We start from the raw sequence: 24,031 nt of genomic DNA on the forward strand, positions 1-24,031 counted from the left end.
CAGACTCCTGCGGGAGGGTGAGACCCCGCAGTGCGTAAAGCGCGAGGAGGCTCACCAGCCGCACGCAGAAAGCGAGGGATATGTCCGAAGCGAAGGCTATGCATTAACGATCATGACGTTCGGATTTCTCAAAAAACTCTTTTGTCCCAGCCTCTTATTTGCATGTTAAGAAACATACATTTTCATTACAGCAGTGTATTGACATAGGTGAAAAATTTGCAGGTTCAAGTTTTGTTTAATCCGATTTTTTCACTAGTCCTTTTCCTTCTGCTAAAAATAGTGCATGGACAAGTGCGCTATTTTTCCAAATGCCTTCTAAAATATTGTGATAAACTTTTTTTAGTGGAACAAAATGGACATTTAAAATGTCTTTATCTGTACTATTTGAAACAAAAGCAAGGCGATCCGTAAAATAAAAGTGGATGACCTCATTTGACATAAACGCACAACTATAGGATTGACCTAGGTAGACGAGCTTATCGCTCGTATAGCCTGTTTCCTCTAAAAGCTCTCGTCTCGCCGCCACCGTTCGGTCCTCATTTAAGTTAAGCCCACCTCCTGGAAGCTCAAACGTCACCGCGTCAACGGGCATTCGGTATTGCTCAACAACAAGTAATCTTCCTTGATCAATTGCTAAAATTAGAACCGAAGCAGGTTCCTTTTCTTCAAGATAGCATTCTGACTCGTTTAATCGATATATTTTCCGTTTGGGATGTTCAAAGATAATGTCAGCCATACTCGTCGCTCCTTCTTTCATGGTATGATAAAGTGTAGAAGAACATAATGTTTGATTGAAAACAATTAGCTATACAGAGTAGGGTTGAACTGAGCAAACCATGAACGATTCGCTAGTGATAGCTTGATCATAACACAGGAGCTAGTCTTGGATGCTAAAAGTTTAAGGATTAAAAATGATAGCAAGTTGCTAGACAAAATGATTTTTACGAAAGAACACAGCTTCAAAAAAGGAGAGGCATGATATGACAAAAGACGAAGCATTAGAGATTCTTAAGGCCCTTCGCGAAGGGGAAATGCAAGAATTTAAAGTAAAAAAAGCAGATTTCCTTGATTTTCGCGAAGTCTTATCCAAGCAAGAGGACATGAAAAGCTTTCGCGGCAATGCTCAGCACGGAGGGGAAGTCATTTATACATATGAGCCAGGATGGACGAAATAGAGAGAAGGTGCGTAGGGTGCCTTCTTTTTCTATGCAAGCAACCTTAAATTCAACGCATTACCTATTTATTATGAATGGGTTCGGAAAAAGGAGATTAGATCTTTTTCAGTGTAGAAAAGGTTTAGTACAAGTCCTAAAAAAGTACAGAAAGGAGCAAGGGATAATGCTACAGCTAAATAGTAGAATCCAAGATGGAGAGAGATTGCCTTAAAAAATAGGGGTGTTTTGAAAAAGCGTAGCAAATGAAGAAAAAGGATGGGTAATATGATGGTGGCATGTAAGAATCTATTCAATTATTTCCCAGGCAAGCGCAGGAAATGAGTAGATTTGACAAAAACATTAAGTTCTTCGCGAAAATAGAAGGTAAAAGTCGAAAAATATTGGCGGGACTGTCTAGGAATCGAACCTAGCGGAGACGGCACGCGCCTCCCAAGTAGTTTTGAAGACTATGGCGAACACCAGTGTCGCAGCCAGCCCCATAAATAATGTCGAAAAAGAGGGAGTACGAGTTTTTATTATACGAATGATGCACCTACAAATCAAGTGATTAATTGTCTCTTTTTTTTCACAATCGCCATTCTTTTAAATTCCAAAGGTGGTATAGTATGATGGGTAAAGAAATGAAACGTGATGAAAAGAGAGGAATGGAAGCTTTAACGTGAGACATTATACGATTGGAATGGCGGGTCATATTGACCACGGAAAAACATCCTTAACAAAAGCATTAACAAATGTTGATACAGACCGCTTGAAGGAAGAAAAAGAAAGGAGCATTTCAATTGAGCTTGGCTTTGCTCCGTTAACGTTAAAAGAAGGACTAGAGGTGTCGATTATTGATGTTCCTGGGCATGAACGCTTTATTCGGCAAATGATTGCTGGGGTCGCAGGAATTGATCTTGTTCTTTTAGTCGTGGCTGCAGATGAGGGTGTCATGCCTCAAACAAAAGAGCACTTAGACATCCTTTCACTCCTCGGGTTAAAACGGGGCATGATTGTTGTCACAAAACGTGATCGAGTTGATGATGAAATGCTCGAGCTTGTAGAGGCAGATATTCGTGAAGAAATTCAAGGCACATTTTTAGCCGATGAAGCATTACACTTTGTCGATAGCCTTTCAGGTTTCGGTATAGAAGCGCTTAAAGATGAAATTGCAAAGTCACTTGAAGATGTAGAACCCCGGAGTGCGGAAGGGGCATTTCGACTTCCGATTGACCAGGTGTTTACGGTTCATGGGCAGGGAACGGTTGTGCGAGGCACTGTGTATGAAGGACGAATTTCAGAAGGAGAGATTCTGCAAGTGCTACCTTCGGGGACGACGGTTCGGGCTCGGCAGCTGCAGGTTCATTATCAAGCACGAAAAGAGGCACGAGCTGGACAGCGTCTGGCGATTAATGTTGGCGGTGTGTCAAAGGAAGAGCTCTCTCGGGGTGATGTACTTGTGGCTCCAGGACATTTTGAAAGCACAACAACCGTTGATATTGCATTAACGACAGTGGAAAGCTTAAAGTATCCATTGAAGCAGAGAGGCTATATAAAGCTCCATTTAGGAACGGCTGAGGTTTACGGAAAAATTGTTTTTTTTGATCGAAATGAGCTTGAAGGAGGGGCTGTAGAAATTCTTTGTCAGCTTCGTCTTGATGAGCCTGTTGTGACGAGAAGAGGAGACCGCTTTATTTTAAGAAGGCCGACACCGATGGAAACGATTGGCGGTGGGGAAATCATTGATGCTCATGGGGAGCGCTACCGGTTTGGGCAAGAGACGATCGCTATGCTTGCGAGGAAAAAAGAAGGAACCCCTGTAGAGCTTGTAGAACGTGTCCTTCTTAAAGAAAAGCTCCTCACGAAAGCAGAGATCGCTCAGCAAACAGGGCTAAATGAAGAAGCCGTTCAAGAAGCATTAAAGAAATTGAGTGAAAACTCAACCTTAGTCAACGTTACGAATCAAGACGTCACAACAAAAGCAGTCGTGGCTTCCCTCGCTGCTTCTCTCTCGATGGAGCTGGAACGTTATCATGACGAACACAGCTTACGAGAAGGGATGAAAAAAGCAGAGTTGATTCAAATGTTTGGGACCTCTTATCCAAAAAAACTGTTGGAATGGACCCTTCAGCATAGGCAGGAATTGTTCAGACAAGCAGGGCCTTTTGTTGCTCTTGCTTCACACGAAGCCAAGCCACCTTCTCAATGGAAAAAACGGGTGGAGTCAGTGTTGATGGATGTTGAAAACGACAGATTTAACGTAAAGCCTCTTGAAGAGCGATTACGAAAGAATCAAATTCCGGAAAGCTTGCATCTTGATCTTACGCATTATTTTATTCGAAAAGGGATTCTATTTGATTTGGATGAAAAGCTTTATGTGCATCGCACGTCCTTTATGCAAGAACTGAAAAAATTGTTTGAGCAGACAAATGACTCCTTTACCCTTCAGCAGGCGAAAGAAGTAACAGGATTAACAAGAAAATATCTTGTGCCATTTTTAGAAAAATTGGATGAGCTTCAATTAACGATTCGCCAAGAGGGAGAGCGGAAATGGAGAGAGGATTATGTTAAAAGCTGGCTCAACTAAATCGATCCATGTTGTCTTTTTCACTCCGTACTATCGTCAAAATCGCGGAAATGCCACAACAGCCAAACGAATTGTCTACGGACTTCAACAAAGAGGGATGAAAGTCACTGTTTTTGCCTATGAAGAAGGAGAATGGTCCGCTGAGATGTTGCAAAAAGTAGAGCAGGCTTCAATTTTTCATATTTTACATTTAAAGCGTTTTGCAGAATGGCATAAAAGACATCCTTTTCCTTTAAACAAGCCGTATGTATTGACTTCAGGAGGAACGGATATTAACGAAGATTTAAAAAATGAAGCGGCGGCAAAATTAATGAAGTTTGTTGCCGATGAATCTTGTGCGATAACGGTATTTAGTGAGGACGGGAAACAAAAAATTATTGGAAAATACAAAGAATTGACTGAGCGTATTCATATTATCCCACAAAGCATCTGGCTGCCTGAGGGGCAAAGTAAAGCACCACTTACCTTGAAAGGCTACCCTCGTGTCTTACTCCCTGCAGGCTTACGTCCAGTCAAGGATGTATTCTTTGTATTAGAAGCGTTAAATAAGCTTCGAAAGAGGTGGCCTTCATTAATGTTCTACCTGATTGGTGCCCCTCTCGATGAGAAGGTTACAGAGCAAGTTCAAAACGTTTCAAAAGTGTATCCATGGGTACAGTATCTTGGAGAAGTGTCCCTACGAGAAATGTCTGAAGTCTATCGTGCTGTTGATCTTGTCATTAACACTTCGATTTCAGAAGGTCAGTCAACAGCTCTGCTAGAAGCTATGCTTGTAGGCAAGCCCGTATTAGCGAGACGAATTCCAGGAAATGAAAGCATTATTCAGGAGCATGTGAACGGCCTATTATTTTCATCACCTGATGAATTTTCAAAAAAGCTTACTGATTTGCTTGAATCAAAAGAGCTGTTTAATAGGCTAGCGCTGCAAGGGAAGAAATATGTGCAAATAAAGCATCGAATGAAAGATGAAATAGATGCTTACCACCGGGTGTACGAACATTGTATCGAAAAGGCAACCGTTCATAATTAGGTAAAAGCACACTTTTTTTGAATCGATACTCATATAATTAACGGTAAGGGCATCATGCTCAATTTATAGAACGAGGTGGAATCATGATTCGTTCCGTCTATTATTATGCTGTCATGTTTATTACCCTTGTGATGATGATTGGGGGAGGCGTAGCAACAGTTATGAATGTAGCAGATGTAGTTTCCCCAAAGCCTTATTACATGTCGTTTCAAGAATATCAAGCACCGAAATATGGAGCAGATGGAGAAGTCGAAAAGCAAACGAAATCAGTCGAGGAGCTACGTGCGGAGTATGAGCTTGTGCAGCTCGAGTACCAAGAAATGGAGCGTGCTAGAGCAATTAACAGTTTATTTAAAAGCATTGCCTGGATTATCATCCCTTTGCCGTTTTTTGTTCTCGCCCGAAAAAAAGCCAGTCAAGATGAAAAATAAAAGAGTATTCAATGAAACTCCGGTGCTTATCGCTGGAGTTTTTGCGTTCAGAAAAGCATTTTGATGACAAGTGTTATTTCTTTACAAACGCCAAAAAGGATGATACTTTAAGCTATGGTTTTTAATCTTACCAATGCTTGTACAATATATACAAACTTAATGAGGTGATAGTGAAATGAAAAAATGGTTACTTACTTTAGGTATGGCTGTTGTTTTAACGGCATGCGGTGCTGCGGATGACCAAGAGAGCGCAGAAGAATCAGGAGCTGAAGGAGAGCAAGGGCAGCAAGAGGAAGCAGCCCCTAGCTCTGATGAAGTGTTTGAAATTGCGGTCATTCCTTCCCAATCAATTGGTGAAATGCAGACAGGGTTAGATAAGCTTGAGGCTCACTTGTCAGAGCAGTTGAACCGAGAAGTGTCTGTTGAGCATTACCCGAACTATAACGCTGTTGTTGAAGCGTTAAATTACAACAACATTGACTTAGCATACCTAGGGCCGCTAACGTATTTAATTGCCCATGAGCAAAGCGGCGCCCAAGCGATTGTTACACAGCTAATTGACGGAGAGCCGTATTACTACTCCTATATTATTACCCACAAAGACAGTGAGTGGGAAGATCTAGATGATCTTCTTGAAGATCGGTCGGAGGTGGATTTTGCTTTTGCAAGTATTTCATCCACATCTGGTCATTTAATTCCTGGTTTAGAATTGCGGAATCGTGGTGTTTATGAAAGTGAGAACGAGCATGAATTCAACCAGCTTCAATTTACAGGCTCCCATGATTTGGTTACAACCCTTGTACAGGATCAAACGGTGGATGCAGGAGCAGTAGATAGTGCGATTTTAGAAGCGTTAATGAAGGAAGATGAGCAAAATGGTGGCACACTTCGTGACGACATCAAAGTTCTCTGGCAATCGGAGCAGCTTTATCAATATCCATGGGTCGTACCAGCCCAAACAGATGATGAATTAATTGCTCAAATTCAAGAAGCGTTTTTAAGCATTGATGATGAAGAGATTTTTCAGGTGTTTGGTGGCGCATCTGGCTTTGTTGTAGCAGACGATAGTCAATACGCGGATGTTCTTGAAGCAGCTCGTGAGTTTGACATGTTAACCCTTGAATAATCGTAGGAGTCGATTTTGAATGGTATGGTTCCGAAAGCGCTATTTGATTTATCTCGCTTTTATTGTCATTGCTCTTTGGTGGAGCATGGATGTAACAGGCTTTGAACTAAGGAAATTCAGTCAAATTTCAAATATTTTCGATATGGTCCAAAACCGTTTCTTTCCGATTGAATGGTCCTTGCTGCCATTGATGGCAAGAGAGAGCCTTGTGACCTTGGCGATGGCGTTTTTAGGAACCTTTCTAGCCCTCCTTGTAGCCTTGCCACTTAGCTTTTTAGCAGCTGGGAACACGAGTGGGGGCCGCGTCGTTTATGGCCTCACTCGTTCCGTCCTTAGTGGCTTGCGTTCAATCCCGGAAATTGTCTTTGGTCTGATCTTTGTCGCAGCATTTGGCTTAGGCCCGTTTGCCGCCGTGATTGCGATCATTCTTCATAATATCGGGGTTCTTGGCAAGCTAATATCGGAGCTCATTGAGGCAGCAGATGAAGGGCCTCAGGAGGCGATGAAATCAGTGGGTGCCACAAGGTGGGTGGCTCATTTCTTTTCAATTTTGCCGCAAATTTGGCCGAATGTTCTTTCGCAATATTTTTATCGCTTTGAAGTAGCGATCCGGACATCGTTAATTTTAGGTTTTATAGGTGGTGGCGGAATCGGGCAGCAGCTGTTTAATCATTTTCAAAGCTTTTATTATACAGCCGTGGCCCTGGATATTATCTGCATCATGGTGCTTGTTATTTTCGTCGATTTTATCGGTGGACGTATTCGAGCACGGGTCATATAGGTGGTTTGCATGCTATCAATTGAAAATTTAACCGTACGGTATCCGAAGGCAAAGGAAGACGCCTTAAAAAAAATAAATCTCCAAGTGAAAGAAGGAGAGTTTGTTTGCATTCTTGGAAAAAGCGGTGCTGGAAAATCGACATTTATCCGCTCGATTAACCAATTACAGCGTCCTACATCTGGTTCAGTTCGTTGGAATCACCTTGAAATCACACGCTTAAAAGAAGCAGAGATGCGCAAGGTACGAACGGATATGGTCATGATTTTTCAGCATTTCAATCTGATTCCACGAATGACGGTTTTACAAAATACGTTAACAGGTGCATTTGGAAGTAGACCGGCATGGAAAAACCTTTTAGGACTTTTTACTGCTGAAGAAAAGCAGCTGGCTTATGATGCACTGAGTGAGGTCGATCTGACTGCACATGCTCATAAACGGGTTGAAGCGTTAAGTGGTGGACAAAAGCAGCGCGTTGGCATCGCCCGCGCACTTCTACAAAAGCCAAAGCTTTTGCTTGGTGATGAGCCAGTGGCAAGCTTGGATCCGAATACTTCGAAACGCATTTTTGAACTGCTTCGAAAAATCCATGAAGAGCGGCAACTGACGACGCTTATTAATGTTCATGACGTGAGCTTAGCCAAAGCGTATGCAACAAGAATCATCGGTTTCCGTAATGGAATGCTTATATTTGATGACAAGCCTTCAGCGTTAACTGATGACGTGTTTACAAAAATTTATGAATAAAACGAGTAAAAGGGTCGCCTCTCTCAGATTACCTTTGTAGCGATTCAATTTTGCTACTTTCTGTTGTCAAGAGAGCTGGCCTTCTTTTTAGTGAATATTTTTTGCATAAAAACGGCTGAAATGTTTTGCAATAAGGTTTGAAAACAACAAAGGGTCAGGCTCCATTAGAGGAAGTCTGACCCTTTGCTCGCTCTTCATTTACTATCGTACGTAAATGGCTTTCTCTCGTTTTTCAACAACTTGTCCGATTGCTCGGGCAAAGCCGCCTATTTTTTCCATCGCTTGTACGTAAGCTTCTGCATCCTTTGCTGGTAGACTTATAAGAAGACCACCAGATGTGATGGCATCACAAAGAATGCTCTGCTCAACCTCAGTAACGCTATCAGCATACTCTACAAGGTCCGTCAACCAGCGTTCATTGGACTTCGATCCACCTGGGATGATGCCTTTTTCAGCAAGCTTTTTTGTTCCGTCAAGCATTGGTACCTTTAGAACATCCAGTTCAAAGCTGACATCGCTTCCTTTTGCCATTTCAAAGCTATGACCGAGTAAGCCAAAGCCAGTAATATCTGTAACAGCATGTGGCTTAAAGTCAGCAAGAACCTCGGCTGCTGTTTTGTTTAAAAGCGCCATCGTTTCTGTGACAGCTTTTTCTTGCTCAGGTGTTACCGCTTCTCGTTTAATGCCAGTCGTTAAAATTCCAGCACCAATCGGCTTCGTCAGTACCAGCACATCTCCAGGAATAGCCCCAACATTTTTATAAATATTGTCAGGATGCGCAAGTCCTGTAACAGCTAAACCAAACTTCGGTTCTTGATCATCGATGGAATGACCACCAACAATAATGGCACCCGCTTCTTTTACCTTATCTGCTGCCCCGCGCAAAATGTCAGCAAGCATCTCAGGAGGGAGCTTTTTAATTGGGAAGCCGACGATGTTTAAAACCGTAGTGGGCTTTCCGCCCATCGCATATACGTCACTTAACGCGTTTGCTGCGGCGATTTGACCGAACATATAAGGATCATCAACGACAGGAGTAAAATAGTCAACGGTTTGAATCAGGGCAAGGTCGTCAGTTAATCGATAGGCACCTGCATCATCGGACGTTTCAAGACCGACAAGTAAATTCGGATCATGGGTTTGCTTTGGTAAATGACGCAAAACTTGCGTCAGGTCCTCTGGACCAATTTTGCAGCCTCAACCAGCTTTAGTGGAAAAGGATGTCAAACGAATCTTTTCACGTTTGTCCACAACGGACACCTCCTACGATTTGAAAGAGGCTGGGACAAAAGAGTCTTTATTGGAGAAATCCGAACGTCATGATCGTTGCTGCATAGCCTTCGCTTCGGACATATCCTTCGCTTTCCGCGGCGGCTGGTGAGCCCCCTCGTGCTTTTCGCACTGTGGGGTCTCACCCTTGCCTTTAATCCCGCAGGAGTCTACGTCTATTTCCTCCGCTAAGGTTGTGCATCGTTCGCATTTTCAATCATACACGTTCGTTATGTCCCAGCCTCTTGATGAAAGAGATTTTTTGCATGTTCTCAAATCTTATCCTACAATAGAGATGAAAAAACTGTAAAGGAGTTTGATTCGAAATGGGTTACAAAGTATCAGTTGAATTTTGTATGCAGTGAAACTTCGCCCCAAAAGCCGTGAGTTTCACGGATGATTTGTTGGATCATTTTCGCGGAAATGTTACTGAGGTGCAGCTTATTACAAGTAAAGGTGGCGCGTTTGAGGTTACTGTGAACGGAGAGAAAATTTATTCTAAGCTGGAAACAGGCGAATTTCCTGATCATAAAACACTGATCGAGCAAATTGAAAAGATGGACTCTTAATCGAAAAAGCATCCTTTCTTGGTGCTTTTTCTCTGATGAAGCATGAAGGGAATGTTGTTAATCATGAAAGAAATGTTGCGTCAGCTACCACCAATCCACGAACTTCAAAAGGATGAACGGTTTACAACATTGCTAGAGAATCAACAAGTAGAGAAAGATAAGCTGACTGAATGGGTGCAAGAGGCTGTTTCAGAGCTTCGTCATAAAGTATTAAATGATGAGTGGACAGGGGAGCCAGCTCATATTTCCGACTTTATTTTTAAAGGCGTAACCAAACGTTTTCACAAGCATACAAGCTTTATGTTACGACGTGTTATCAACGGTACAGGAACGATCTTACATACAAATTTAGGACGAGCTAGGCTGAGTGAAGAGGCGCTCAATCAAGTGATGATGACAGCAGCAAACTATTCAAACCTTGAATACTCGATTCAGGAAGGGAAGCGGGGCTCCCGTCATGATCTCATTGAGGAGTTGGTTAAGGAAGTAACAGGTGCTGAAGCAGCAATGGTGGTCAACAATAATGCTGCAGCGGTTTATTTTGTCTTGAGCGCTTTTGCCAAAGGAAAAGAAGTAATCGTCTCAAGAGGACAGCTCGTTGAGATTGGTGGCTCCTTTCGGGTATCTTCCATTATGGAAGAAAGCGGAGCAAAGCTTGTGGAAGTAGGGACCACGAATAAAACCCATCTGTTTGATTATGCAAATGCGATCACCGAGAATACAGCGATGATGATGAAAGTACATACGAGTAATTTTCGTACAATTGGTTTTACAAGCACGGTTTCAACACCGGATATGGTAACGTTAGCGAAGGAGAATGGTATTCTTTCTTATGAAGACCTTGGGAGTGGGGCACTCTATGATTTACATAAGCATGGCATCGGCAATGAACCAACAGTCAAGGAAACGTTAGAAAGTGGCATCGATCTTGTGACGTTCAGTGGTGATAAGCTTTTAGGAGGACCTCAAGCAGGGATAATAGCGGGAAAAAAAATATACATTGACCGATTGAAAAAACATCAGCTTGCAAGGGTATTACGTGTAGATAAAATGACGCTAGCCGCCTTAGAAGCGACACTGAAAGCCTATTCCAATCAGGAACAGGCTGCAAAACAATTGCCGACACTACGAGCAATTCTCGCCTCCTCTGCGGAGATTAAGGAGCGAGCTCTACAGTTTGCCAAAAGACTGCCCGATGACTGGATCGTGTCAATTGTTCCAGATACATCGAAAGTCGGCGGTGGTACGATGCCTGAAGTTGAAATTGATACCTTTCTTTTAATGCTTGAGCATCGAGAGTTAAAAGCTCAATCGCTGGCAGAGAAGCTAAGGTTAGGCGATATCGCTGTCGTAACGAGGCTCAAAGAGGATAAGGTTGCTCTTGATTTTCGGACGATTGATGCTTCTGAAGAGGATGACTTATATGATTGTATCCAAAAAATTGAACTAAAAGAGTTGGGAGAGATCGAATGAAAGCGAAAAAAGCGAGCGAGTCGAAAACGGTTTTAACTGACATTGTTCTTCCACCAGATACGAATTATCATGGTACGATATTTGGTGGCAATGTGATGGCCTATATTGACAAAGTGGCAAGCATTGCAGCGATGCGACACTGTCGTTGTCAAGTCGTGACCGCATCAAGTGATAGCCTTGATTTTATTTCTCCTATTCGTACTGGGGAAGCGATTTGCTTAGAAGGCTACGTAACCTATACAAGAAAAACATCAATGGAAGTGTTCGTGAAAGTGGAGGCTGAAAATTTACTTACTGGGGAACGGCGGGTGACGGCCTCTGCCTACCTTACATTTGTTGCCCTTGATCAAGAAGGAAATCCAACCGAAATTCCAATGGTTATTTTAGAATCAGCAGAAGAGAAATGGCATAACCAAGGTGCTGAAGAACGGTATCAAATTCGTCAAAAGCGCCGTCAACTGAGAAGAGAAAATCAATTTTAAAAAGTCGTGGCAGCCCACGACTTTTAAATATGAGAGTTTCGATGATGTATAGATAGCTCCAATGTTTGTGCGCGGCTGACCAAGGCGCTTGTTCTTTTTCTGTGGAGAAGGGGACGGAGCTTCCGTTCAAGTTGATGAAACAATGAAGCCCTTCCGCTCACCGCTACTTGACGGACTCGCTTCCATCGAAGTAGGAAGAGCGAGCCGGTCATGGAAGCTTCTGGTGAGTAAGCGTTTCAAACGTTTGATTATCCTTCTCCGTTTGTGTTGCTAACATGGTTTGCCTTTTTTACTTTCTTTGAACCGTCAAGAGGTTCAGGCTGTCCAGGATTGTGCCCTTTAGGTGCGTTTTTGCGCTGATCTTTGAACGTGTTTCGTTCGGTCATTCTTCATCACTCCTCTGGTTAGTTTGACCCGATCCTAATCACCTATACGTATAATTTCTCAGATAATAACAAATCGTAAAAGTGAGAAGACAAGAGGAGGAATGATTGTGCCCTATCATAAAAATAAGCAGCAAGCCTTTCAAGCTGTGCAACAGGCGTTAGCCCAAGCAGTTCAAGCAACAGGAAATATTCAAAGCCATACGGCAGATGAAGGGGTTCATAGAAAGCGTGCCAAGCAAGAAATTGAGGAAGCTGAGCGACAAATCGAGAAAGCGTTAACCGTTGCCAGTGAGCATCAGCACGAACAACTAACGTTATATCAACAACAGCTTGAAGAACTTAAACAACGCATAGAGTAGGTAAATCAGGATCGAGGCGACATTCTAAAATGAATGAGCCTCGATGCTTTTATTTATTGACGTTTTTTTGTTTTTTTATTGTTCTGACGCTGTTCCTCGCTTAACGGTTCGTTCGCGATTTCCTGGTTGAATGGGGACGTATACCCAGAATCCTTTCCTTGGTTGCTTGCTGCATTCATGCCAGGAATCATATGATTTGACTTCTTTTTTGTCATGTTCATCACCTTCAAGCTTTAGTTTACGCGCCGATGAGTAGATCATACGAACCCTGTTTCTAGATTGGATTTCTGTCTAAAAATTTTAAAAATCCATTTATTCTTTTTTAAAGTTTTGCTATTCTAGAGAAGGAAATGAGGATAAGTAAGATATAAAGCGCTTTCTTTTTGCATACTTTCCTTAATTCTAATGTCGGGATTTAGACAATTTTGACAGTTTGAGGTATGATAGATTTGAGAAGGAGGGAATACATATGACAAAGAAAAATGATGTGTTTAACGCCCGTTCAGCATTTAATGTTGACGGAAAGACGTATCACTACTATGCACTTCAAGCACTTGAAGATGCAGGTGTAGGAAACGTCTCGAATCTTCCATATTCAGTAAAGGTTCTTTTGGAATCTGTTCTTCGTCAGTATGACGGCTATGTCATTAAGAAAGAGCATGTAGAAAATTTAGCAAAATGGGGAACGAGTGAGCTTCAGGATATTGATGTGCCCTTCAAACCTTCCCGTGTTATTCTTCAAGATTTTACAGGGGTTCCTGCAGTTGTTGACTTGGCGTCTTTACGTAAGGCAATGGCTGATATGGGTGGAACACCTGACCAAATCAATCCTGAAATCCCAGTAGATCTTGTCATCGACCACTCCGTTCAAGTTGACAAATTCGGTACAAACGATGCATTAGAATTTAACATGAACCTTGAATTTCAACGGAACGAAGAGCGCTACAAGTTTTTAAACTGGGCGAAAAAAGCCTTTGATAACTATCGTGCCGTTCCTCCAGCAACAGGGATTGTTCACCAAGTAAACTTAGAGTATTTAGCAAATGTTGTTCATGCGGTTGAAGAGGATGGCGAAACGATTGCATTCCCTGATACCCTTGTTGGTACAGACTCTCATACAACGATGATCAATGGAATCGGCGTGCTTGGATGGGGTGTTGGTGGAATTGAAGCAGAGGCAGGAATGCTAGGACAGCCTTCATATTTTCCAGTTCCTGAAGTAATCGGTGTGAAATTCACAGGAACATTGCCAAGTGGAACAACAGCGACAGACGTTGCATTAAAAGTAACACAAGTGCTTCGTGAAAAGAAAGTTGTTGGGAAATTTGTTGAGTTTTTCGGTCCAGGACTAGCCGCTATGCCACTTGCTGACCGTGCTACGATTTCCAACATGGCACCTGAATACGGGGCAACTTGCGGATTCTTCCCAGTAGATAATGAATCGTTGAACTACTTGCGCTTAACAGGACGTTCTGAAGAGCAAATCAAGCTTGTTGAAAAATATAGCAAAGCGAACGGTTTGTTCTATGTCCCAGGCGAAACACCAGACCCTGTCTATACAGACGTGGTTGAAATTGATCTGTCTAAAATTGAAGCAAACTTATCTGGTCCAAAGCGTCCACAAGATCTTGTTCCACTTTCTAAAATGCAAGAGGAATTCCGCAAAGCTGTTGTGGCACCTGCTGGTACACAAGGTCTCGGCTTGAGTGAGGATGAGTTTAATAAAGAAGTAAGCATTAGCTTCAAGGATGGCCGCAATACAACGATGAAAACGGGTTCAATTGCAATTGCTGCAATTACGAGCTGTACAAATACATCGAATCCTTATGTATTAGTTGGGGCAGGGCTTGTTGCTAAGAAAGCCGTTGAACGAGGTCTTGAGGTACCAGAGTATGTAAAAACATCTCTTGCACCAGGATCAAAAGTTGTTACTGGCTACCTTCGTGATTCTGGTTTGCTGCCATACCTTGATCAACTTGGCTTTAATATTGTCGGGTATGGCTGTACAACATGTATTGGTAACTCAGGTCCGCTTGAAGATGAAATTGAAGCGGCCATTGCTGCGAATGACTTAACGGTTACCTCTGTTCTTTCTGGTAATCGAAACTTTGAAGGTCGTATCCACCCACTAGTAAAAGCAAATTATTTAGCATCACCACCACTAGTCGTTGCTTATGCACTTGCTGGTACGGTAGATATTGACTTGCAAAAGGATTCTCTTGGAAAAGATAAGGATGGTAACGATGTCTTCTTTAAAGACATTTGGCCATCAGCTGAAGAGATCAGTAAAGTGGTTCAAGAGACCGTTACTCCAGAATTGTTCCGCAGAGAGTATGAAGAAGTATTTAACAGCAATGAACGCTGGAACGAAATCGAAACAACGGACGATGCCCTTTACAAATGGGATGAAGATTCCACATACATTGCGAATCCGCCGTTCTTCGAGAATCTCTCTCCAGATCCAGAGGACATTAAGCCTTTAACAAATCTTCGTGTGATCGGTAAGTTTGGTGATACGGTTACAACTGACCACATTTCTCCAGCTGGTGCGATTGGAAAAGATACACCTGCAGGAAAGTACTTGATTTCTAAAGGCGTACAACCGAAAGACTTTAACTCCTACGGCTCTCGTCGTGGTAACCACGAAGTTATGATGCGTGGAACGTTTGCGAACATTCGTATTCGTAACCAAATCGCACCTGGAACTGAAGGTGGTTATACGACATACTGGCCAACTGGTGAAGTAATGAGCATCTATGATGCAGCAATGAAGTACAAGGAAGAGGGAACGGGTCTAGTGATTCTTGCTGGTAAGGATTACGGAATGGGTTCATCGCGAGACTGGGCTGCGAAGGGAACAAACCTTCTTGGTATTAAGACTGTCATTGCAGAAAGCTATGAGCGTATTCACCGTAGTAATCTTGTTCTTATGGGTGTCCTTCCACTTCAATTTAAAGAAGGAGACAGTGCTGAATCTCTTGGCTTAACAGGAAACGAATTTTTTGAAGTACAAGTAACCAATGATATTAAGCCTCGTGAAACAGCAAAAGTTGTTGCAACGGATGAAGCAGGAAACAAGAAAGAATTTGAGGTTCTTGTTCGCTTTGATAGTGAGGTTGAACTTGACTACTATCGTCATGGTGGTATTTTACAAATGGTTCTCCGTAACAAATTTGCACAAATCAAAGGGTAAGCAACGCACAATAATCCAGCCTTTTCGGCTGGATTATTTTTATGGACAAAATAATAATTTCACGTACTGTATTTTATTCATATTTATAATAAACATGTGCAAACTAAGTCGAATAAAAAAATAAAGGGGTGATTCTCATCGGTCGTCAAAAAAAAGGAAATGCCAATGCCCAACGGAACAATAATGCAAAGCAACAAGGGAAGAACAATCATGCTGACACAGAATTTGCTTCATATGCTGAAATGGAAGCAGATAAGATGAATAAAAACAAGCCATAGGAGGAAATGATGACAGTACAGACACAGCTTCAGCAAGCGATCTCATCGGCACAAAGTGTGCAAGCAAGCTTAACTCAATTTTCATTAGAAACGGAAAACCAACAAGCTAAAGCGATGTTTGAGCAATTAGCAGAACAACAAAAAAACATTGTTACATTACTAGAAGGTCGTTATCAGCAAGTGCTACAGGAAGAGCCTCAGTTTAATCAAAGTCAGTAGTTGCGCCTAACAAGGACAAACAAATAGAAGGTGACGCTCATAGCGCACCTTCTATTAGGCTTTTGGAGGTGATGTAACATGTTTGAATTTTGGACAGGGTCCCATGCGTTATCTATCAACGCATTCTTGATTCGGGCCTTGATTGTCTATATTTATATTTTTATCATGGTGAAAGTTCTCGGGCAACGCACAATGAAGTCGATCGATGCCCTTGATTTTATTTTTGGTGTTGTAATTGGAGATATCCTTGGAGAGCCTTTAACGGACGGAGAACTCCCTCTAGCTGGACCAATCGCAGCAGCTGCACTTATATCTTTCCTACATCTCACTTTATCAATGATCGCCTTAAAAACACCACGGTTTCGTCGAATTATTGAAGATGAACCAATTATTCTTATGCAGCATGGAAAAATTTTGCATAAGCAATTACGTAAAGCGAAAATTACCATTGATACGTTTTTAATGGATCTTCGTCAAGCAGGGGCGAGTGATTTAAGCGAAATTGATTTTGCTGTGATGGAAATGAATGGAACGATTAGTGTGATTAAAAAAACAAAATATGATTCATTAACGCCAAATGATATGGGGAAGAACCCTCCATCTAAAGGTTATCCTACCGTTTTGATTGAAGATGGACATATCATTCAGGCCAATGTGGATAAAGTAGGAACGCTTATGTGGCTTAGAGAACAAGTTCATAAATACGGGTATGCCAATCATAAGGAAGTGTTTTTAATGACCATTGATGAAGCTGGAAGTATCTATATTAGTCCGAAAATAGACAATTAATGTATAAAGAAATGCATCTTATCGCATACTGGAAATCATAACAATTAAATTGAAGAGGAGTGATTTTTGATGCGAAGAGTCAGAAAATTATCATTTGCAGAATTAGTAAATGAAAATAAAGAACGGTTGTTGAATGACAAAGAAGCCCTTGAGCGATTAGAGGATCGTTGGGAAGCTCGTCATGTTGCGAAAAAATAGTGGAAGCACCTGATACGTATTTCTCGGAAGAAGTTCGGTAAAGCTAAAAATGAGGAGGAGATACTAATGGCAAAATCAAAGCATGCCTTTGACCAATATCGACCAAATCATTTAGGGACACAACCGCGTGCATCGGATTCAAATAAAGGAAAAAAGATGAATACAAAGGGTAATGAGCAGCCAGATTATGTTCCACCAAAAGGCTGAATTGCTTTATCTTTCAGTGTTGAGACTAACCATTCGTTAGTCTCGTTTTTTGTGAAGAAATTTTTTGTCTATTTTTAGCTAACAAATTTTCTTGTTTTCATTGGTAAAACAAGAAATAATGGGAAGGACAAAGCTAAATGTTCAATAGGGGTGTGAAGTATGATAACACGAACAGGTAAAGTAGCGGCTCTTGTCCTATTTAACATCTATATCATAGCCGTTCTCTATGTAACCCTTTTTGCATGGAACTATGGTGCATCACTCGGGCCTGAAGGACCTGGGGGAAGAAACTATAACCTCATTCCATTTCGCAGCATTTACCGCATCGCTGTATTTAGCCCAAGCTGGTGGAATCCTGTCCGATTGCTCATTGGAGATATTGTTCTCTTTATTCCTTTTGGTATACTGTTACCTCTTGTACAAAGAAGAGTGAACACCCTTTTAAAAATTACGGGGTACGGTTTTATATTTACAGTGGTTATTGAAACGTCTCAATTTGTATTCACTCATCGAGTTGCAAATGTGGATGATGTAATCCTAAACACATTTGGTGCGTTTACTGGTGGATTGATGTATTTAATTGGAAAGAAGCTTACAAGTCGAATATACTACATACCGAACGATTCCATAAATAAGAAGCTCCCTTTTGATTAAGGGAGCTTTGTGTTTTGAGCTGGTTGACGGCCCCACAATCGATAGCCGAACCAAACGACCAATAGAAATGAACCGTAAAAGAGGGCGATCCAGAATAATTGTTGTGGATTTTGCACGATTGAATTTCCAACAACAGCGAACAAAATCATCGATGGCATTTTTCCAAGAGACGAAGCGATGGTGTAATTTAAAAAGGAAACGCGGCTTAATGCGGAATAAATATTTACAACAATCGACGGGATGAACGGGATCAGCCGTGTTAGGAAAATGGTGATAAAGGCATTTCGTTCAAATAATTCGGTTACGCGTGATAGCGCTTTGTAACGATGAATGACTTTTAGTCCCCAATCCTGATAGCCGTAACGGACAAACGCAAACATAAGGATAGAGGCAAGAGAAGAGCCGGTCCATGTGACGATGCTACCAAGGGTTGGACCAAAAACCGCTCCAAGCACACCACCAATAATTGGGTATGGAATAATCGGAAAAAGCGCAAGCAATGTAGCAACAAGAGCAGTAGCGATAACATACTGATTACCGCCTTCCTGAATCCATGTCAATAATGATTCACCATATAAATAAATAAGGAAGGCAATCAGAATATAACTTAATAAAACGATTAATTTTTTTGCCATGGTTCAACACCTTTTTTTAACAATCATCTTCTTCTCTATTCTCGCATAAATTTTCAAAAGGTAAAGGAACGTGTTTTAAATAAATCGTGAACGTTTTCCGTTTTAAATCTAAAAAGAAAGGAGTACTCGTTCATGCAAATTCATGTAGTTCAAAGAAATGAGACGCTGTCAAGTATTGCGAATGCTTACAATGTCTCAGTTAATCGTCTAATTACGAGTAACGAAATTCCTAATCCAGATAATCTCGTTGTCGGACAAACGATCGTTATTCCAATTGTCGGTCGCTATTATTTTGTTCAGCCAGGGGATAATTTGTCTTCAATTGCTCGACGGTTTGGCATTTCAGTACAAGAGCTCGCCTCTGTCAACCGATTAAGTGTGAACCAAGCTCTTACAGTAGGAATGAGGCTTTATATTCCTCCGCGTGAGAAAAAGGAAATTGACGTCAATGGTTATATTGAACCAAAGCCGCCGCTTGAGACTGAACCTAGAATCATTTCGAGAATTGGACCGTGGCTCACGTACCTATCTGTCTTTAGCTATCGGATAACAGGAGAAGGCGGTCTCATTCCTGTGCCCGATCAGCGGTCGATTCAAGCAGCCTACCTTTTTAATATTGCACCATTCATGGTCATTACAAATATCAAGGAAGATGCGTTTGATGCAGAATTAGGGGAAGCGATTCTGCGAAGTACATCTCTTCAGGAAACGCTGCTTAACAATGTTGTTCAAACAATGAAAGACGAGGGCTATCTTGGCTTATGTGTGGACTTTGAGCATCTACGTCCAGCAGACAGGGAATCCTACAATCAATTTTTGCGTCGCACGAAAGAAAGAATGAGAAAAGAAGGCTTTACTTTATCAACAGCTTTGGCGCCTAAAGTCAGTGGCGAGCAAGCAGGTGCATGGTATGAGGCCCATGATTATCCTGCACATGGAGAAATTGCAGATTTTTCTGTATTAATGACGTATGAGTGGGGCTGGAGCGGCGGTCCTCCAATGGCAGTTGCCCCATTAAACGAAGTTAGGCGTGTGATTGAATATGCAGTTTCAGTGATGCCTAGGGATAAAATTATGATGGGCATTCCTTTATATGGATACGATTGGACATTGCCTTATGAACCAGGCGGAGAATTTGCTCGCGCAATCAGTCCACAACAGGCGATTCTTATTGCAGCTCGCTATCGTGTTGACATTCAATACAATGAAGAGGCTCAGTCCCCATATTTTCGTTATCGTGATGATGAGGGCAAGGACCACGAAGTTTGGTTTGAAGACGCCCGTAGCATCCAAGCAAAATTCAACCTTGTGAAAGAAATGAACCTTCGAGGCGTAAGTTATTGGGTTCTTAGGATCGAGTTTCCACAAAATTGGTTGCTGATTCAAGATAACTTTATCGTTCGAAAGCGAGTCACTAGAAAAAATAGTGAATAAAAAGGATCTCTCGTCAAGAGAGGTCTTTTTTTAATGAGCCGTACAAATGTGTTTCTCGTAGCGACCGAAATGATAAAAACGTTGTGTTGACAACTTAAAGAGCTTGATGTCAATTCATTCGTTTAGCTGTCATTCATGAAAGTTTCAGAAGAAGGCGTGAAGAATATTTCGCTAATCGAAAAAAATGATACAATAGAGTCAAAAAAAGTGGGGAAAAAAACGTGGAGAAGAAACGACTTTTGCTAATTTATGGAATGCTTGCACTTGCAACGGGGACGTGGGGGAGCGGCTTTATCGCGGGAAAAATTGCTGTCGAAAGCTTTGAACCGACGACCATCGCTTTTTTAAGATTTTTAGGTGCTTCGATTCTTTTATTTCCATTAATGTGGCTCTTTGAAAAAAATCGACCCAAACCAACGCTTAAAGATTGGGGGATGTTTGCGCTTCTTGGTTTAACTGGGATTGCAGTTTATAATGTTTGCTTTTTTTTAGCTAGCAAGCATGCGCCAGTCATTAAAAGTTCCCTGTTTATCGCGTCAAATCCTGTTCTTATTATTCTGTTGTCTGGCTTGTTCTTAAAAGAAACGATCATGCGGAAGCATATCATGGGGATGATTTTGGCCCTAACAGGAGTGATGATGATTGTAACAAATGGTCATTTTGCTGCTTTGTTTCGTTTTGGTTTTGAACCGATTGATTTTGTCTTACTCCTAGCTGTCATTACATGGGCTCTTTATAGTGTCCTTGGAAGAGTGGTTTTGCAAAAATATAGCTCTATTGTATCTACAACCTATGCTGTTGGCTTTGGGACGCTCTTTTTGCTGCCTTTTTCTTTATATGAAACTTCATGGCAAGATGTAGTGGAGAGTTCAGCTTCTGCATGGCTTGCCATTGCTCATCTGAGTGTTTTTGTTACAGTCATTAGTTTTATTATGTACTACTATGGCATCCAACAAATCGGTGCGGCAAGAGCATCGATTTTTATTAATGTGATGCCAGTTTCTGCCGTCTTGATGGCAACCCTCATTCTCGGTGAGGCTTTTACAATTGCCCATTTTATCGGTGCTTGCTTTGTTTTAACAGGTGTTTATGTAAGTACCTATACTCGTAAACATCGCCCTTCAATCGAATCAATGTAAAATGAAGCCTCTCCGTGTTAAAATAAGGGCGGAAATAGAAAGTAGGTAGAAGCAAATGACACAATCAACAACGTCTTTTCACCGTTTTGAGAAAGAAATTGAACAGTTTGAAAAAGAGCCTGCAACGTTTTCAGAAGCGAAAGGCATGCAGATGCTCTCATTCATCCAAGAGCATCCAGAGGCGTTTCAACTACAGGTAAAAGCGAAGCTGCTTGCTCTGTTAGTACAGGCTCGTAAAAATAGAAAAGGAGAGCTGGATGAGATAAGCCGAGGCTGGCTGGAAGAGGCGATCACCCTAGATCCAGACCATTTAATTTTACTTTCCCTTTCCTTTAAAACCTCAGTCGAAGAGCTACAAGGGCTGCCTCTACCAAACAGCTTTCCAGCGATAAGAGAGACGGATCACGGAGCAGCTAAGAAAAAAACGGCTCAGCGGTATCAGGAGATTGCTGAACAGTATTTTCAAGGAGAAAGAACGATCCATGAAGCACTTCAGCGTGCAAAAAGAGCTGCAGAAAAATTGGAGGATAACCGAAAACTAGAAGCGGTTCATGCCCTTTTTCAAACATTTCAGGAGTTTCACGATCCACTTTTACAAATTACCGAGGCAACAAAAGAGTATGCAAACTCTTTAACAGGTATTTATTATTCGGCGAGCCAATTTGAAAATCTTCGAGACGCCATTGAACAAATTGAAAAACTCAAACAAAGATGGCAAACTCAAGTAATAAGTGTAACAGAAAGCGAAAGGCGAGAAGCTTCCCCATTGACTGAGCTTCATGAAATGATCGGACTTCAAGAAGTGAAACATCGTGTTAAGCAGCACTATCAGTTTTTAAAATATCAATCACTTCGTAAAGAGCAAGGGTTTCAATTTCACGATGAGCCAAGTCTTCATATGATTTTAACGGGAAATCCAGGTACGGGGAAAACAAGGCTTGCACGGCTGTTTGCAAAAATTTATTATGAGATCGGACTGTTGGAGCGGGATGAGGTGCTTGAAGTAGACCGCTCCCAGCTTGTTGGCGGTTTTGTTGGTCAGTCAGAAGAAAACACACGGGCAATCATCGAAAAAGCGGCAGGCGGCGTGTTGTTCATCGATGAAGCATATAGCCTAAAGCGTGAAGGGAGCACAGGAAATGACTATGGGCAAGCGGTGATTGACACATTGGTGGCAGCAATGACCAGCGGAACCTATGCAGGAACATTTGTTGTGATCATGGCAGGCTACCCTGATGAAATGCGACAATTTTTACGAGCAAATCCAGGGCTTAGAAGTCGTTTTCCTGAACAAAACCACATTCACTTACCTGATTATAGCGTGCAGGAGCTAATAGAAATCGGAGAACAATTTGCACTGAACAATGATTTTGTGATTACCCCATCTGGACGGCAAGCGCTGCAAAAACAAATCGAACAGGCACAAGTAGATGAAACATTCGGGAATGCTCGTTCCGTCCAAAATATTGTTCTTCATGCCATTTTTCAAAAAGGGGTTCGCGTAAACCTTGAGAATATAAAGATGGAGGATTTTTCCGTTTTAGATAAGTCTGATTTTGAGCAAGATGATTCTTCAGCAAAAGAGAGAAAAGCGTTGAAGGATTTGAATGATCTCGTGGGCTTACAAAGTATTAAGCAAGAAATTAGGCAATTAACGTCTTTTGTTCACATCCAGCAGTTAAGGAGAGAGCGAGGTTTAGTGACCGTCCCTATTCAGCTCCATTCAATTTTTATTGGGCAGCCAGGGACAGGGAAAACCACAGTGGCTCAATTGTTTGCTGCTACTCTTAAAGAGATTGGTTTATTAAAAAGAGGCCATGTTGTCGTTGTGAGCCGCGCTGATTTAGTGGCTGGCTATATAGGGCAAACTGCGATAAAGACAAAGGAAAAGGTGCGTGACGCTTTAGGTGGCGTTTTGTTTATTGATGAAGCGTATGCTTTATATAAAGGTGAACAGGACTTCGGCAAGGAAGCATTAGATACACTTGTTGATGAAATGACGAAGCATAAAGAAAACCTCATTGTGATTATGGCAGGCTATCCGAATGAAATGAACCAGTTATTAGAGAGCAACCCTGGCCTTCGCTCCCGTTTTAAGAACACCTTAATTTTTCCAGATTTCTCAAAAGCAGAGCTTATCGAAATTATGCAAAAACACGCATTAAATTATGGATATCAATTCAATCAGGAAGCTATCATGAAAATTGATAAACACCTGTCCAACAATGGACATACTGGAAATGCACGTTTTGCTGTTGATTTAGTTGAACGAGCAATAAAAAAGCAAGCATTACGTTTAACAGAAAGGCAACAGGCGATGAATGAGCATGACTTACGAATGCTTCATGCGTCCGATCTTGATTTTTTATAGCTGAGCTAGGAGGAAAAATTTGTGCAAATAACGAAAACGACGATTGAAGTGCGCTATGCAGAAACAGACCAAATGGGGGTTGTGCATCATTCTAATTATTTCGTTTGGTTCGAACTTGGACGCTCTCATTTCATCCGCGACCTTGGTTTTCAATATCATGAGATGGAAAAAGAAGGTGTTTTATCCCCGGTTACAGACATTCAAGCTTCTTATAAGCATCCAGCGAGATATGGTGAAACACTAACAGTAAAGACATGGGTCAAGGACTATGATGGCCTTCGTGTTGTTTACGGGTATGAAGTAATAAATGAGGAGGGGATGCTTTGTGTCATTGGTTCCAGCACCCATGTCTGTGTAAAAAAAGACAGCTTTCGACCAATCTCGATTCGGACGCATTTTCCAGCATGGCATGAGGCCTATGAAAAAATAAAAAGTACCATCAAGTAATTTAATTCGTACTGTATGTATAAACAATGGCTCTTTACTCATACTAGGAATCGATGATTAATTGAATGGAGGAAAG

The 24,031-nt window shown here is 41.6% G+C and carries 25 protein-coding genes, 1 tRNA gene and 1 pseudogene; 21 read left to right on the top strand and 6 right to left on the bottom strand.

Features of this window, described 5'->3' with window-relative positions; genetic code table 11:
- Positions 1 to 235: 235 nt before the first annotated feature.
- Positions 236 to 736: an NUDIX hydrolase gene (locus BLT_RS21665; protein WP_017727441.1), complete on the bottom strand. Its 501-nt coding sequence runs from the start codon at positions 734 to 736 to the stop codon at positions 236 to 238.
- A gap of 244 nt (positions 737 to 980) precedes the next feature.
- On the opposite strand from BLT_RS21665, the gene BLT_RS0108920 reads away from it, so the two are divergent.
- Positions 981 to 1,175 (top strand): hypothetical protein, encoded by a 195-nt coding sequence (locus tag BLT_RS0108920; protein ID WP_017727444.1) that lies wholly within the window; start codon positions 981 to 983, stop codon positions 1,173 to 1,175.
- A 381-nt stretch (positions 1,176 to 1,556) separates the two neighbouring features.
- Here BLT_RS0108920 and BLT_RS23680 read toward each other — a convergent pair.
- Positions 1,557 to 1,653, bottom strand: a tRNA-Sec gene (locus BLT_RS23680).
- Between the two features lie 180 nt (positions 1,654 to 1,833).
- On the opposite strand from BLT_RS23680, the gene selB reads away from it, so the two are divergent.
- The 6 genes from selB (at position 1,834) to phnC (ending at position 7,853) form a co-directional block, all read left to right on the top strand.
- Positions 1,834 to 3,741, top strand: coding sequence for a selenocysteine-specific translation elongation factor (selB, locus tag BLT_RS0108930; RefSeq protein WP_017727446.1), 1,908 nt, complete (start codon positions 1,834 to 1,836; stop codon positions 3,739 to 3,741).
- A complete protein-coding gene (locus tag BLT_RS0108935; RefSeq protein WP_017727447.1) occupies positions 3,719 to 4,771 on the top strand; it encodes a glycosyltransferase in 1,053 nt (350 codons plus the stop codon). The genes selB and BLT_RS0108935 overlap by 23 nt, the downstream gene beginning before the upstream one ends.
- Positions 4,772 to 4,854: 83 nt before the next feature.
- Complete coding sequence (locus BLT_RS0108940; RefSeq protein WP_017727448.1) at positions 4,855 to 5,202, top strand: hypothetical protein; 348 nt, start codon at positions 4,855 to 4,857, stop codon at positions 5,200 to 5,202.
- A 175-nt stretch (positions 5,203 to 5,377) separates the two neighbouring features.
- Positions 5,378 to 6,328 carry a phosphate/phosphite/phosphonate ABC transporter substrate-binding protein gene (gene phnD, locus BLT_RS0108945; RefSeq protein ID WP_017727449.1) on the top strand — a complete coding sequence of 317 codons (951 nt, stop codon included), beginning with the start codon at positions 5,378 to 5,380 and terminating at the stop codon, positions 6,326 to 6,328.
- Positions 6,329 to 6,347: 19 nt separating this feature from the next.
- Positions 6,348 to 7,109 (top strand): phosphonate ABC transporter, permease protein PhnE, encoded by a 762-nt coding sequence (gene phnE, locus BLT_RS0108950; RefSeq protein ID WP_017727450.1) that lies wholly within the window; start codon positions 6,348 to 6,350, stop codon positions 7,107 to 7,109.
- Positions 7,110 to 7,118: 9 nt separating this feature from the next.
- Positions 7,119 to 7,853: a phosphonate ABC transporter ATP-binding protein gene (gene phnC / locus BLT_RS0108955; protein WP_017727451.1), complete on the top strand. Its 735-nt coding sequence runs from the start codon at positions 7,119 to 7,121 to the stop codon at positions 7,851 to 7,853.
- A gap of 201 nt (positions 7,854 to 8,054) precedes the next feature.
- Here phnC and selD read toward each other — a convergent pair whose 3' ends face one another.
- Positions 8,055 to 9,104 (bottom strand): selenide, water dikinase SelD, encoded by a 1,050-nt coding sequence (gene selD / locus BLT_RS0108960; protein WP_081599637.1) that lies wholly within the window; start codon positions 9,102 to 9,104, stop codon positions 8,055 to 8,057.
- A 398-nt stretch (positions 9,105 to 9,502) separates the two neighbouring features.
- Here selD and BLT_RS0108970 point away from each other — a divergent pair.
- From BLT_RS0108970 to BLT_RS0108980, 3 genes and pseudogenes are all read left to right on the top strand, one after another.
- A pseudogene (locus tag BLT_RS0108970) lies at positions 9,503 to 9,691 on the top strand (Rdx family protein); the annotation flags it as partial.
- A gap of 63 nt (positions 9,692 to 9,754) precedes the next feature.
- On the top strand, positions 9,755 to 11,164 hold the full coding sequence (selA, locus tag BLT_RS0108975) for an L-seryl-tRNA(Sec) selenium transferase (protein WP_017727455.1): 1,410 nt from the start codon (positions 9,755 to 9,757) through the stop codon (positions 11,162 to 11,164).
- Positions 11,161 to 11,646, top strand: a complete 486-nt coding sequence (locus tag BLT_RS0108980) for an acyl-CoA thioesterase (RefSeq protein ID WP_017727456.1) — start codon at positions 11,161 to 11,163, stop codon at positions 11,644 to 11,646. Before selA ends, BLT_RS0108980 begins: the two co-directional genes overlap by 4 nt.
- Positions 11,647 to 11,894: 248 nt before the next feature.
- Here the strand turns inward: BLT_RS0108980 and BLT_RS0108985 are convergent, their stop codons facing one another.
- Positions 11,895 to 12,032: a small acid-soluble spore protein P gene (locus BLT_RS0108985; RefSeq protein WP_017727457.1), complete on the bottom strand. Its 138-nt coding sequence runs from the start codon at positions 12,030 to 12,032 to the stop codon at positions 11,895 to 11,897.
- A gap of 101 nt (positions 12,033 to 12,133) precedes the next feature.
- On the opposite strand from BLT_RS0108985, the gene BLT_RS0108990 reads away from it, so the two are divergent.
- Complete coding sequence (locus tag BLT_RS0108990; protein WP_394295508.1) at positions 12,134 to 12,391, top strand: hypothetical protein; 258 nt, start codon at positions 12,134 to 12,136, stop codon at positions 12,389 to 12,391.
- A 53-nt stretch (positions 12,392 to 12,444) separates the two neighbouring features.
- On the opposite strand, the gene sspO is transcribed toward BLT_RS0108990, so the two are convergent.
- Entirely contained in the window at positions 12,445 to 12,606 is a 162-nt protein-coding gene (gene sspO / locus BLT_RS0108995) for a small acid-soluble spore protein O (protein ID WP_017727459.1), read from the bottom strand.
- 254 nt (positions 12,607 to 12,860) lie between these two features.
- Here sspO and acnA point away from each other — a divergent pair, with 254 nt between their 5' ends.
- The 6 genes from acnA (at position 12,861) to BLT_RS0109030 (ending at position 17,929) form a co-directional block, all read left to right on the top strand.
- Positions 12,861 to 15,584 (top strand): aconitate hydratase AcnA, encoded by a 2,724-nt coding sequence (gene acnA / locus BLT_RS0109000; RefSeq protein ID WP_017727460.1) that lies wholly within the window; start codon positions 12,861 to 12,863, stop codon positions 15,582 to 15,584.
- Between the two features lie 287 nt (positions 15,585 to 15,871).
- The gene (locus tag BLT_RS0109010) at positions 15,872 to 16,081 is read left to right on the top strand and encodes a DUF1657 domain-containing protein (protein WP_017727462.1); all 210 of its coding nucleotides are present in this window, start codon (positions 15,872 to 15,874) and stop codon (positions 16,079 to 16,081) included.
- Between the two features lie 78 nt (positions 16,082 to 16,159).
- Positions 16,160 to 16,870: a DUF421 domain-containing protein gene (locus BLT_RS0109015; RefSeq protein ID WP_017727463.1), complete on the top strand. Its 711-nt coding sequence runs from the start codon at positions 16,160 to 16,162 to the stop codon at positions 16,868 to 16,870.
- Between the two features lie 69 nt (positions 16,871 to 16,939).
- Entirely contained in the window at positions 16,940 to 17,068 is a 129-nt protein-coding gene (locus BLT_RS23060) for an FbpB family small basic protein (RefSeq protein WP_017727464.1), read from the top strand.
- 66 nt (positions 17,069 to 17,134) lie between these two features.
- Positions 17,135 to 17,275, top strand: a complete 141-nt coding sequence (locus tag BLT_RS0109025; protein ID WP_017727465.1) for an acid-soluble spore protein N — start codon at positions 17,135 to 17,137, stop codon at positions 17,273 to 17,275.
- A gap of 159 nt (positions 17,276 to 17,434) precedes the next feature.
- The gene (locus BLT_RS0109030; RefSeq protein WP_017727466.1) at positions 17,435 to 17,929 is read left to right on the top strand and encodes a VanZ family protein; all 495 of its coding nucleotides are present in this window, start codon (positions 17,435 to 17,437) and stop codon (positions 17,927 to 17,929) included.
- On the opposite strand, the gene BLT_RS0109035 is transcribed toward BLT_RS0109030, so the two are convergent.
- Positions 17,926 to 18,564, bottom strand: a complete 639-nt coding sequence (locus BLT_RS0109035; protein ID WP_017727467.1) for a TVP38/TMEM64 family protein — start codon at positions 18,562 to 18,564, stop codon at positions 17,926 to 17,928. The two genes, BLT_RS0109030 and BLT_RS0109035, sit on opposite strands and share 4 nt — an antisense overlap.
- A gap of 132 nt (positions 18,565 to 18,696) precedes the next feature.
- On the opposite strand from BLT_RS0109035, the gene BLT_RS0109040 reads away from it, so the two are divergent.
- The 4 genes from BLT_RS0109040 (at position 18,697) to BLT_RS0109055 (ending at position 23,955) form a co-directional block, all read left to right on the top strand.
- Positions 18,697 to 19,998: a LysM peptidoglycan-binding domain-containing protein gene (locus tag BLT_RS0109040; RefSeq protein ID WP_017727468.1), complete on the top strand. Its 1,302-nt coding sequence runs from the start codon at positions 18,697 to 18,699 to the stop codon at positions 19,996 to 19,998.
- Positions 19,999 to 20,219: 221 nt separating this feature from the next.
- Positions 20,220 to 21,137 (top strand): DMT family transporter, encoded by a 918-nt coding sequence (locus tag BLT_RS0109045; protein WP_017727469.1) that lies wholly within the window; start codon positions 20,220 to 20,222, stop codon positions 21,135 to 21,137.
- A 55-nt stretch (positions 21,138 to 21,192) separates the two neighbouring features.
- Positions 21,193 to 23,508 (top strand): AAA family ATPase, encoded by a 2,316-nt coding sequence (locus tag BLT_RS0109050; protein WP_017727470.1) that lies wholly within the window; start codon positions 21,193 to 21,195, stop codon positions 23,506 to 23,508.
- 21 nt (positions 23,509 to 23,529) lie between these two features.
- Positions 23,530 to 23,955 carry an acyl-CoA thioesterase gene (locus tag BLT_RS0109055; protein ID WP_017727471.1) on the top strand — a complete coding sequence of 142 codons (426 nt, stop codon included), beginning with the start codon at positions 23,530 to 23,532 and terminating at the stop codon, positions 23,953 to 23,955.
- The last annotated feature ends 76 nt before the right edge of the window (positions 23,956 to 24,031 follow it).

This window comes from Halalkalibacterium ligniniphilum (assembly GCF_000334155.1).
In the GTDB taxonomy this organism is placed as follows: domain Bacteria; phylum Bacillota; class Bacilli; order Bacillales; family Bacillaceae_D; genus Halalkalibacterium; species Halalkalibacterium ligniniphilum.